At 68.6% G+C, this 11,222-nt stretch carries 10 protein-coding genes and 2 pseudogenes; 4 read left to right on the plus strand and 8 right to left on the minus strand.

Features of this window, described 5'->3' with window-relative positions; translation table 11 throughout:
* Positions 1-46: 46 nt before the first annotated feature.
* From MJQ72_RS41290 to MJQ72_RS41300, 3 genes are read right to left on the minus strand one after another with little or no spacing between them, the layout of a single operon-like run.
* The gene (locus MJQ72_RS41290; RefSeq protein WP_240596289.1) at positions 47-1,810 is read right to left on the minus strand and encodes a gamma-glutamyltransferase family protein; all 1,764 of its coding nucleotides are present in this window, start codon (positions 1,808-1,810) and stop codon (positions 47-49) included.
* 32 nt (positions 1,811-1,842) lie between these two features.
* Positions 1,843-2,250: a hypothetical protein gene (locus tag MJQ72_RS41295; RefSeq protein ID WP_240596290.1), complete on the minus strand. Its 408-nt coding sequence runs from the start codon at positions 2,248-2,250 to the stop codon at positions 1,843-1,845.
* A 9-nt stretch (positions 2,251-2,259) separates the two neighbouring features.
* A complete protein-coding gene (locus MJQ72_RS41300; protein WP_240596291.1) occupies positions 2,260-3,453 on the minus strand; it encodes an FAD-dependent monooxygenase in 1,194 nt (397 codons plus the stop codon).
* A gap of 113 nt (positions 3,454-3,566) precedes the next feature.
* Between MJQ72_RS41300 and MJQ72_RS41305 the strand changes: the two genes are divergently transcribed.
* Positions 3,567-4,145 (plus strand): TetR/AcrR family transcriptional regulator, encoded by a 579-nt coding sequence (locus tag MJQ72_RS41305; RefSeq protein WP_240596292.1) that lies wholly within the window; start codon positions 3,567-3,569, stop codon positions 4,143-4,145.
* 67 nt (positions 4,146-4,212) lie between these two features.
* Here the strand turns inward: MJQ72_RS41305 and MJQ72_RS41310 are convergent, their stop codons facing one another.
* Positions 4,213-5,523, minus strand: coding sequence for a UDP-glucose/GDP-mannose dehydrogenase family protein (locus MJQ72_RS41310; RefSeq protein ID WP_240596293.1), 1,311 nt, complete (start codon positions 5,521-5,523; stop codon positions 4,213-4,215).
* 158 nt (positions 5,524-5,681) lie between these two features.
* On the opposite strand from MJQ72_RS41310, the gene MJQ72_RS41315 reads away from it, so the two are divergent.
* On the plus strand, positions 5,682-6,440 hold the full coding sequence (locus MJQ72_RS41315) for an SDR family NAD(P)-dependent oxidoreductase (RefSeq protein WP_240596294.1): 759 nt from the start codon (positions 5,682-5,684) through the stop codon (positions 6,438-6,440).
* A 54-nt stretch (positions 6,441-6,494) separates the two neighbouring features.
* On the opposite strand, the pseudogene MJQ72_RS41325 reads toward MJQ72_RS41315, so the two are convergent.
* The 3 genes and pseudogenes from MJQ72_RS41325 to MJQ72_RS41335 form a co-directional block, all read right to left on the minus strand.
* Positions 6,495-7,168, minus strand: a pseudogene (locus MJQ72_RS41325) (class I SAM-dependent methyltransferase).
* 117 nt (positions 7,169-7,285) lie between these two features.
* Complete coding sequence (locus MJQ72_RS41330; RefSeq protein WP_240596297.1) at positions 7,286-7,894, minus strand: PadR family transcriptional regulator; 609 nt, start codon at positions 7,892-7,894, stop codon at positions 7,286-7,288.
* Between the two features lie 79 nt (positions 7,895-7,973).
* Positions 7,974-9,493: pseudogene (locus MJQ72_RS41335) on the minus strand (TM0106 family RecB-like putative nuclease).
* Between MJQ72_RS41335 and MJQ72_RS44735 the strand changes: the two are divergent.
* Entirely contained in the window at positions 9,473-9,604 is a 132-nt protein-coding gene (locus tag MJQ72_RS44735) for a hypothetical protein (RefSeq protein ID WP_256464216.1), read from the plus strand. The pseudogene MJQ72_RS41335 and the gene MJQ72_RS44735 overlap by 21 nt on opposite strands.
* Before the next feature lie 105 nt (positions 9,605-9,709).
* A complete protein-coding gene (locus tag MJQ72_RS41340; RefSeq protein WP_240596298.1) occupies positions 9,710-10,174 on the plus strand; it encodes a DUF6474 family protein in 465 nt (154 codons plus the stop codon).
* Positions 10,175-10,262: 88 nt separating this feature from the next.
* Here MJQ72_RS41340 and MJQ72_RS41345 read toward each other — a convergent pair whose 3' ends face one another.
* Positions 10,263-11,222 carry a glycine betaine ABC transporter substrate-binding protein gene (locus MJQ72_RS41345; protein WP_240596299.1) on the minus strand — a complete coding sequence of 320 codons (960 nt, stop codon included), beginning with the start codon at positions 11,220-11,222 and terminating at the stop codon, positions 10,263-10,265.

Here is an 11,222-nt window from a genome sequence, read left to right on the forward strand (position 1 = left end):
AAGGACGGTTCTAACCGTCCTTGCCACTCACGAGGCTTGGGGAGCGTCAGCGGCCGGCGGCGTAGCCCTGCATGCCGCGCGCGTTGGCCGCGGCGCGGAGCACGCCGCCGGATCGCGACACGGCCGAAAGTCGCCCGAGCGCCCAAGGTCCCGCGTCGACGACGGCGTGTCCGCGCGCGGCAAGGGCGTCCATTGTGGACTGACCGAGCCGTGACTCGACCACCAGTTCCCGCGGCGTCCACGAACGCGGATAGAACGAGCTCGGGAACGCGGTGGTGTGCCACGCCGGCGAGTCGATCGACTCCTGCAGGTTCAGCCCGCCGAGCGTGTGCGCCAGCCAGAAACACAGCTGCCACTGGTCCTGCTGGTCGCCACCCGGGGTCCCGAACGCGAGCACCGGCTCGCCGTCACGCAGGCCCATCGACGGCGAAAGCGTGATCCGCGGCCGCTTGCGCGGCGCCAGCGAGTTCGGCAGTCCCTGCTCCAGCCAGAACATCTGCCCGCGCGAGTCGAGGCAGAAACCGAGTTCCGGGATCGTCGGGCTCGACTGCAACCAGCCACCTGACGGCGTCACCGAGATCATGTTCCCGGCCGCGTCGACGACGTCGATGTGCACGGTGTCGCCGCGGGTCTCGCCCAGCGGCCCGACCGTGGGCTCTCCCGTCGCACCGGAACCGGATTCCAGTCCGCGCAGCCTTTCGAGGATCGCGGGCAGCCGTGGCGACGGGCCGCCGGGCCGCAGTTCGGCGGACGCTTCGTCGGTGATCAAGGCCCGGCGGGCGTCCGCGTACTCGCGGGAGATCAGCAGATCGATCGGCACGTCGGGTGAGTCGCCGTACCACGCCTCACGATCCGCGAACGCCAGCTTCGCCGCCTCGACGGCCAGATGCACCGTCCGTTCCGTCGGGATTCCGTCCACATAGGACAGCTCGTCGCGCAGACCGTCCAGCAACCGCGCCTGCTGCAGCAGCGCCGGACCTTGTGTCCAGGCGCCCATCTTCACCAGGCCCCAGTCGCCGAAGTCGACCTGCAGCGCGTCCTCGTACGTCGCCTCCCAGCCCGCGATGTCCTCGCCGGTGAGGAGACCGGCGTGATCGCGGCCGGAGTCGTCACGGAAAGCCTTGCGGCTGAACGCCTCGATCGCTTCGGCGACGAAGCCTTGCGACCACGCGCGGCGTCCGGCGTCGATCTGCTCCTCGCGGCCGCTGACCGACTCGGCCTCGGCGAGCAGCCGCTCCCACGTGTCCGCGAGCGCCGGATTGCGGTGCAAGCCTTCGACGGGCTTGCCGTTCCGCATCCAGAGCGCCGCCGACGTCGGCCAATGTTCGGTGAACAGGTCCTGGACCGCGCGGATGGTGTCACCGACCCGGCTGACCAGCGGAATCCCGTTACGCGCATAGGAAATCGCGTAGCCGAGGACATCGCGCAGCGACTTGGTGCCGTGATCCCGCAGGAGCAGCAGCCAGCCGTCCCACGCGCCCGGAACGGTCGCGGGGAGCAAACCGCTGCCGGGGATCAGATCGAGCCCCAGATCCGCGAAGTGTTCGGGCGTCGCCGCCGCGGGCGAGACTCCCTGACCCGCGAGGACTCTCGGAGTCCGATCCGCCGCGGTGACGAAGATGCCGGGGACCTGCCCCGCCGGACCGCACAGATGCGGCTCGGCGATCTGCAGGACGAACCCGGCCGCCACCGCCGCGTCGAAGGCGTTGCCGCCGCTTTCGAGCACCGCCATCCCGGTGGCCGAGGCCAGCCAGTGCGTCGATGCCACCATGCCGTGGGTGCCGGCCAGTTCCGGCCTGGTCGTGAACACGACGGTGATACTACGCTTTGCTAACTACTTTTTCAGTCCCAGTAGTTGAAGAGGACTTCGCCGAGATTGTCGGGCCGCCAATACCTGACCTCGCGATCGTTCACCCAGGGCGGCACGGTGAGGTCGATCGGCGCTTCAAGCTCCGCCCGCGTGAACAACCGGTGCCCGGGAAGTAGCTCTCGCAGAACCGCCAGCAAACCCGGCTCGTCGACGAAGGTCATCGATCCCCAGCCGACAGGTGCTTCGGCGATTCCGAAGATCTCGCACCTTCGGCCGTCCCACTCTTGCGACCACAGCACCGCGGCGGTCCGGTGCGGATAGGCGATCTCGGCCTGCACGAAGTTCCCCGACTCCGGGTACGACCGGAACCGGCTGATCCGGCCACGCGTTCGCCGGGCCGCCTCGTAACAGACCTTCCGGAACTCCTTCTCCTCCAACACCCACCGAAACTATCCCCGCGTGGGCACCGGAGCGTCATAGTTTTCCAGCGTCGCCGCGTTCGCCGCCCGTGAGGTGATCCACGTGAACACCTTGGTCATCGGCCGCGAGCCCAGCACGCGGTACAGGAAGTTCCGATAGCCGACCATGAACCGCGTCTTCGGCGCGAGGAACGTGCCGATGCCGGCCGCCTGCTTCTGCGAGATCTTCACCGGACCACGCAGTTTCTCTTCATAGCGCGCGAAAGCGACCTCGTGGTCTCCGTGCGCGGCGGCGAGCTCCCCCGCCAGGATGTACGCGCCCATCATCGCGAGCCCGGTGCCCGAACCGCCGGGGCCGGCGCACCAGGCCGCGTCACCGAGCAGCACGACCCGGCCCCGCGACCACTTGTCGAGGTGGATCTGGCTGAGCGAATCGAAGTACAGCGTGTCGGCGGCGCCAAGGCCCTCCAGCAGCGCCGGGATCTCCCAGCCGAAGTCGGCGTAGCGCTCGGCGAGGACCTTCTTCTGCGCCTCGACGTCGCGCCGCCGCACCTCCAGCGACTCCGACGCGAAGACGAAACTGACATTGAGAGCGGAGCGATCGCGGCCGCTGGCGACCATGACCGTCCGGCCGGGAACGCTGCAGATCTGGCCGAGATGGTCGAGGTCGAGGTGGTTGGGCGCGCTGAACCCCGCGGTGTGGAAGCCGAGGTCGGTGCGGAACAGCTCTTCCTCGCCGAACGTCAGCCGCCGCACACCCGAATGCAGCCCGTCCGCGCCGACGACCAGGTCGAATCTGCGCGGGGCGCCGTGGGCGAAGGTGACGTCGACGCCGTCCGAAAGCTCGTCCAGCCCGGTGATCCAGTCGCCGAAGACGTACTCGGTGCTGTCTTTCGTGTGGTCGTAGAGGATGCGCGTCAGGTCTCCGCGCTCGATCTCGACTTCGCCGCTGAAGAAGACCGACGGCATCTGGGCGACCTTCTTGCCTCGCGGATCGACGATGACCTGCGCGCCCATCGCGGTTTCCTTCGCGCGGATGTCTTCGAGGATTCCCATGCGCTTCAGCAGCGTCATCTGCTCGCCGCGGAAGTCGACCGCGCTGCCGCCTTCGCGCAGGGCCGGGGCGCGTTCGACGACGGTCGGCGCGAAACCGCGCTTCCGCAGCCAGAAGGCGAGGGCCGGACCCGCGATACCGGCGCCGGAGATCAGAACGGTGGTCGTCATGGCTGCTCCCAGGGGTTCGTGGTGATGGGAACGACCGTACGGCAGATTTGAACGCTTGGTCAAGCCGCTTGGTTAAACCAAATGGATAAACCGCGTGGTCTAGGATCTCGGGCATGGGCAATCGCGAGGACCTGATGGCGGGCGCCATCCAGTGTTTGAAGGAAAAAGGCTGGTCACGCACCACGGTGCGGGATATCGCGACGGCGGCGGGGGTCAGCCACGCGGCCATCGGCTACCACTTCGGCTCACGTGAAGCCCTGTTGCTGACGGCGTTCTCGCAGGCGATGGACGACTGGGGCAGGGAGATCCAGGTCGAGATGCGGGGCGCTGTCGACCCCGACGCCTCACCGTCCGAGCAGTACGCGGCGTCCTGGCGCGCGATGATCGACTCGTACGGGCGGAACCGGCAGCTGTGGATCGCCTCGATCGAGGCGTTCGTGCAGTCCGAGCATCACCCTGAGCTGCGGAAACAGCTCGCCGCCGCGCAGCGCGAGGGCCGCCGGGGGATGGCGGCGGGCATCCTCGGGATCGACGAGGACACCCTCACCGAGGCGGACGAACGCCGGATCGGCGCGGTCGCCACGGCTCTGAACTCGGGCGTGATGCTGCAGCACATGCTCGACCCGGAGAACGGTCCGACGGCCGAGGAGGTCGTGGACGGGCTGCTGAAGCTCGTCTCCCTGGTGTCATGAAGGGACCTTTCCTTGCAAATTTCGCAAGGAAAGGTCCCCTTCATCGCACCCGCGGGAGGCAGGTGGGTCAGGAGACGGCGACCTTCCGCCGCAGCGCCGCCCGCGGCCGCCCGACGCCCTGCCACGACAGGCCGGCGTCCAGGATCCGGTGCGGGTCGAGAAGGTTGCGCGTGTCGACGACCGCGTCGCCGTCCATCTGCTCGGCCATGTAGGTCCAGTCGAGCCGTTTGAACTCGTCCCATTCCGTCAGCACGACGACGGCGTCGGCGGCCTTCGCGACCTGGTACGGGTCGTCGACCACGGTCATGCCGTCGATATGCCCGCCGACAGCGGGGTCGTAGGCGGTCAGTTCCGCGCCGAGCGCGCCCAGCACGGACGCGACCGCGAGGGCGGGCGAGTCGCGCAGGTCGTTCGTCCCGGCTTTGAACGCCAGCCCGAGGACCCCGATCCGCGAACCGGCCAGAGTGCCGCCGACCGCGCCGGCGATCTTCGCGACGATCCGGTCCCGCTGCGCGATGTTCTCCTCGATCGCCGAGGTGAGCAGCGTGAAGTCGTACTGCACGGACTCGGCGACCTTCACCAGCGCGCTGGTGTCCTTCGGCAGGCACGAGCCGCCCCAGCCGGGGCCGGGTTTGAGGAACGAGCGGCCGATGCGCCGGTCGTAGCCCATACCTTCGGTGACCAGGTCGATGTCGGCGCCGAGGCGTTCGCACAGTTCGGCGATCGAGTTCACATAGGACAGTTTCATCGCGAGGAAGCAGTTCGCCGCGTACTTCACCAGTTCCGCGCTGGCCGCGTCGGCGACGACGACCGGGGCGGCGAGGTCGGCGTAGAGCTCGCCGACCCAGCGGGCGGCCGCGACGTCGTCCGAACCGACGACGATCCGGTCGGGGCCGAGGAAGTCCTCGACCGCGGTGCCCTCACGCAGGAATTCCGGATTCGACACCACCGGCACGTCGGTGCGGCCGAGCATCGCCTGGATGCGCTTCGACGTCCCCACCGGAACGGTCGATTTGGTGACGAGCGCGCAGCCCGGCGGGATGACGTCGCCGATCTCGGCGGTCACGGCCTCGACGGCCCGCAGGTCCGCCGAGCCGCCCGCACCCATCGGCGTTGGCACACAAAGGAAAACGGCCTCCGCGTCGCGAACGGCGTCGCGCGCGCCGACCACGAACTCGAGTCTTCCGCTGGTCAGCCCCCTCGACACCAGCTCGGACAATCCCGGCTCCAGGATGTCCACCCGTCCGGCGGAAAGCCTTGCGACCTTCGCCTGGTCGACATCGACGCAAGTGACTCGATGCCCCAGGCCGGCCAGGCAGGCCCCCGTGGTCAATCCGACGTAACCGGTCCCCACCACCACGATCCGAGCAGCGCTCATGCTGCTGAAGGTGACAGCCGGAGTTGACCTCCGAGCGAACGGAATGCTTCAGGCCCGAATACTCCTCACGACATGCTTCGCACCGGAGTGAGCCATCCCACCTGGGCCCGATGCGAACGAGCGTTAACCTATGAACGGTTGCCGACGAAAGGGAGAACATGCAGATCACCGACACCGCGGCGCTCGTCACGGGTGGCGCGTCCGGGCTCGGCGGCGCGACCGCGAAGGCGCTCGCCGCGAAGGGTGCGCGGGTCTTCGCGCTGGACCTCGCCGGTGCCATCGCGAACGCCGAGCAGGTCGAGAACGTCACCTACGTCGAGGCCGATGTCACCGACCCGGAGCAGGTACGCGCCGCCGTCGCGACCGCGGCCGAGTCCGGGGTGCCGCTGCGGACCGTGGTGAACTGCGCCGGGATCGGGCCGTCCGCTCGGATCCTTTCGAAGAAGGGCCCGCACGACCTCGCCCTGTACGCGAAGGTCGTCCAGATCAACCTGATCGGCTCCTTCAACGTGCTGACGCTGGCCTCCGAGGCCATCGCCAAGACCGAGCCGCTGGCCGACAACGCGCGCGGCGTCATCATCAACACCGCGTCGGTCGCCGCCTTCGACGGCCAGATCGGGCAGGTCGCGTACTCGTCGTCCAAGGGCGGCATCGTCGGGATGACCCTGCCCGCCGCGCGCGACCTCGCGTCGCACGGGATCCGCGTGCTGACCATCGCGCCGGGCATCGTCGACACCCCGATGCTGGCGACGGTGAGCGAGGAGTTCCGTGCTTCGCTGGCCGAGGGTGTGCCGTTCCCGAAGCGGCTCGCGCGGCCGGACGAATACGCGCAGCTCGCGCTGTCGCTGATCGACCACGACTACCTGAACGGCGAGGTCATCCGGATGGACGGCTCGCTGCGCATGGCCCCTCGTTGATCCGAAGGGGACTTTCCTCGCGTGAGACGCGGGGAAAGTCCCCTTCAGCTCCCCTCAGCCGCGCTTCAGCCGGACGTCCAGGCTGATGCCCGAAGTCGAGATCTCACCCGTCCGGAACGCCGTTTCGGCGACCAGCCCGCCGAAGTCGACCGGCGTGTAAGCCCGCCGCCGCAGCCCGGTGAGCGCCTGCCGCACCCCGAGAGCGGCCAGCTTGCCGAGCTTCATGCTCTCGACCTCGCGCACGATGTCCCCTCGGTCGAGTCCCGGTTCATGTCCTGCACCACGGCCGTGCCGCCCGGGCGCAGCACGCGGTACATCTCGTCGAGTGCCTTCACCGGCCACACGAAGTTCTTGAACGCCGCCTGGCAGACGACGAAGTCGAACGACTCGTCGTCGAACGGCATGGCCGCGACATCGCCCTCACGGAACGAGACCTCGACGCCTTGCGCCCGCGCGTACTCGCTCGCGATCTCCACGAACGTCGGCGCGACGTCGAGGCCGGTGACGGAGAATCCGAGCCGCGCGAGTTCGACGGCGAAGTAGCCGGGGCCGATGGCGACCTCGAGGATCTTCGCGCCTTCCGGCAGGTCCGCGGTGAGTTCGCGCGCCTGCTGCCGCCAGTGTTCGATCTGCGGTCCGGTGCCGCGCTGCCGGGCGTAGTTCCGCGCCAGCGCGCCGCCCATCTCCGGCAAGATCTTGAACCGTTTCCTGTCCTTGATGTTCGACATGTCTCTCCAGGTTGTTCGCCCGGAGCCCGGTTATCCTCGAAGTGCCGTCTCGTGGCCGGGTTCCGGTTGCGGGATCGTCGCCCCGGCGGGGTGCTGCAACACCTCGCCGGGGCTCTTTCAACTGCGGGTACTCCCCCTTTCCGCCACCAGGGCCCGCCACTGCGCGAGCCCCGGCATCGAGCCGGAAGTCAGTTCCCCGAGGATCGAGCGGACCCATTCGGCCTCGGCGACCCGGATCGCCAGGTGGTACTCGGTTTCGAGCAGTACCAAGCGCGGAATCTCCTCGATCAGCCGGGCCAGCTCGGCTCGCGTCGAGGCGATGTCCTCGTCCAGCGCCGCCAGGCGGGTGCGGAACAGGGCGATCACCTCGTCCGGGCCGAGCCACCCCATCACCGACAGCCCGGCGACGAACTTCGGCTCCTCCGGCGCGAGCCCGGCGAGGAGCTCACGCAGCCAGTCGAGCATTTCGTCACGGCCGGCGTCGGTGATCCGGTACACCGTGCGCTCGGGGCGGGCGCCGTCGCGTCCGCTCTCGGCGGCCTCGATGAGGCCGTGTTTTCGCAGGTTGCCGACGACCGTGTAGAAGGAACCCCATTTGATCCCCATGTCGCGGTCCTTGCCGCGGCTCTTCAGCACCGACGCCATTTCGTACGGATGCATCGGGCGCTCGTTCAGCGTGGACAGGATCGCCAGCGCCAGCAGATTCCCGACCTTGCGCCGCTTCACCGCGCCTCCTCGTAGACGAGTACTCGTCAACGAGTATCCACAGGGGCGCGAATGATCGCAAGCCCGGCGAGAGCCGGGATCAGAGGTCGTTCATGTACGGCACGGACGTCTGCGCGTGGTCGGTCATCCAGTTCCGCAGCGCGTGTGTGGCCAGGACGTCGTCCTCGTTGTAGCGCAGCAGGCGCTCCCGCTGGGCGTCGTCGGGGACCCCGCCGTCCATGCCGACGGCGTCGCGGTACCACCTCATCGACGCCTCGCCGCCCGCTTCCGGATCGCGCCACGCGAACCCGGCGACCGGGGCGATGACCTTGAGCCCCTTGCCGTGCGAGCACAGGAACTGGTCGGTGACGCTGCGGAAGAGATCGATCCATTCCTCGGAGTCCACAAAGGACGCGATCTCGGCCTTCTTGGGGACACCGGGATATTCGCCGAACCGGCTGGCGGAGCCGAAGAGCCAGCGGTTCTCGGCGAGCGCGTTGTAGCAATAGGCGCGGAAGGTCAGGCCCGCGGCGAGCGTGCGCTCGCGGACTTCGGTGAACCAGGCCCAGAACTCGGCGAAGGACCGGGCCTCGTCCGCGGTCGGCAGCGGCTCCCAGGTCGCGAACGCCCGGTAGCCCTGCTCCATCCCGATGTCGGCGCCGGTCAGCAGCGAACCCCACAGGTACGCGCCGGAATCACCGAAGCTCTCCATGTCGACGTCGACCTCGACGTCACCGCGCGGGACCTCGACGCGGTCGACCTTGCGCACCATCGTGAGATCGGCGAGCCAGGCACGCGCCAGGATGATCGAATCGGCGAAGGTGCCGCCGGTCCAGTTCATCGGCGGGGGCTCGTCGGCCGGGTCGAGCGCGGCCAGCTTGTCCACTGTGGACACCCCGGCGCGGCGCAGCTCCATCGCGTCTTCGCCGCGGACGACCAGGCTGACGTCGCGGGTTTCGGTGAGCACCACCTCGCACGTCGGCCACCAAGGACAGCGTCGGCATTCGAGGACGCGAGAGGGTTCCGCGAGCGGCTCGTCCCCATGGGCGGCGGCGTTCGCGATGGCGAGCCTGTCGGCGAAGCGGCTCTGGTACTCCGTCAGCGCGCTTCGGCCGCCCGGCCAGGTGGCCGCGGACAGGTCGTGCCAGACGACGACGTCCGCGTCGAGCCCGATGACGCCGCCGATGGCGCGGTGTCCTTCGTGCTTCCCGAGCGCTTCGAGCATCCGGTAGAGGTGCGCGAGCCGCATCTGGTCCCGCGGCTGCGAGCGGACCTTTCGCGCCGGGTCGGGCAGCCGGTTCGCCGGGTCGAGGTCGGTCATCACCGTGGTCGGCGCACCCGCGCCGCGATCGGTGATGCGGTGCCGCACGACCAGCACCGGCACGTAGCCGTCGCCGGTGTGGACCAGGAGCTCGGAGCCGCCACGCCGATGACCGGCGCGATCGACCGGGAGCAGCGCGCCCCAGATGTAGCGCGCTTCGGCGGCGAAGGCCTCTTCGGTGAGCTGCACGCGCTCGGCGGCCGGGAGGTCTCGGGGATCTTGACCCAGGTCGCGTCGGGGCCGGTCGCGTCCATGAGCCGCTGCACGATCGCGTCGCGATGCGCCGACGCGTCGGCGATCCGCTGCTGCGCGGCGGGGTCGGGCGGGGCGAGCGGGACCTCGCGCATCGCCGGATCGTGTTCCAGGTGCACGCGACGCCGGCAGCGGCTCACCGCTCCCGCGTCCAGTAGCACCTCGTTACTCACGGACAACACTCTAGAAGGCCACCGGCAAGCCGACATGCCCGCCACATCGGCGACCAGTAAGTTCGACTGTGACACAGCGTGGGAGGTGCCATGGCGCGCAAGGCCAAAGCCGTCGACGGCGAAGGCAGGTTTACCCCGAAGAAGGCGAAGAACGCCGTCGCGGTGGCCAAAGTGGTCGGACCGGCCGTACTGCCGGTGATCGCGCCGTACGCCGTTCGGGCGGCGGGTGCCGCACGAGAGCTATACGACCGTTATCAAGCGAAGAAGCTCGGCGTCGCCGTCGACCAGCTCGGCGAGTTCAGCGGGCGCGGTGCCGCGCTGCACGCGCGGATCGCGGGGCTGACGCAGGGGCTCGCGGAGCTGAAGAAATCCGCGAAGGCGACAGACTCCGACGTGGCCTTCGCGAAGGACACCCAGGGGACGCTGGAGCAGCTTTCGGCGACCGTTCGCGCTTCGGAGCGGATGCCCGCCGCGCGGCGGAAGGCGGCGCATCGGGCGGTGGCCGGGGAGCTGGACCAGCTGGAGGGGAAGCTGCTGCACCGGCTGGGGATCTGAGCGAGCTGAAGGGAGCTTTCCCCGCATGTCATGCGAGGAAAGCTCCCTTCGCCGCGTGTGATGCGGGGAAAGTCCCCTTCAGCCCCCGCTAGGAGATGAAACCCTTCTTCTTCATCCATTCGTAGGCGACCTCGCCCTGATCACGGCCGTCGACGTCGACCTGCTTGCACAGCTCGATCATCTGCTCGTTGTCCAGCGCCGCGGCGATGGTCTCCAGCGGCCCGCGGATCTCCGGGTGCTGGTTCAGGAACTCGGTCCTCAGCGTCGGCACGGCGTTGTACTGCGGGAACGCCTTCTTGTCGTCTTCGAGCACGCGAAGGTTCAGCCCGGCGATCCGGCCGTCGGTCGTGAAGATCTCGCCGATCGGGCAGGTCCCGCTCGCCACGGCCGAGTAGATCGTCCCGATGCCGAAGTTCTTGATCACCGGGTTCTGGAACCCGTACGCCCGCACGGCGGCGGGGAAACCGTCCTGGCGGCTGGTGAACTCGGTTTCCAGGCAGAACACGTTCTGGTCCGGCTTCCGCTTCAGGAACGCCGCCAGGTCCGACGTCGTCTTGAGGTTGTTCGCCGCGCCGTAGGCCTCGGTGACCGCGAAGGCGTACTGGTCGTTGAGCGGCGAGTAGTTCAGCCAGGTGACGCCGAACTTCGCCTCGTCGGCCGCCTTCGTGGCTTCGTACTGGGCCTGTTCCCCGCCGGGGACGGGAAGTTCGTTGCCCTGGTAGTTGATCCAGCCGGTGCCGGTGTACTCCCAGGTGACGTCGGTCTGGCCGGCGAGCAGCGCCTGCCGTGACGAGTTCGAACCCTTGATGTCGGTCAGGTCGACGACGTCCGCGCCCGCCGCGGAAAGCGCCATCTCGGCCATGTAGCCCAGGATGATGTTCTCGGTGAAGTCCTTCGAGCCCACTGTCACCTTGACGCCCTTGAGCGACTCGATGGGCTTGATGGAACCGGGTTCGATCTTGTACGGCAGCGCGGTGTTGACCTCGAGCCCGCACGCGGAAAGCGTGCCGCACAACAGGATCGCGCCGAGGATCGCTTTGAGTCGCAT

This window comes from Amycolatopsis sp. EV170708-02-1 (genome assembly GCF_022479115.1).
Taxonomy (GTDB): domain Bacteria; phylum Actinomycetota; class Actinomycetes; order Mycobacteriales; family Pseudonocardiaceae; genus Amycolatopsis.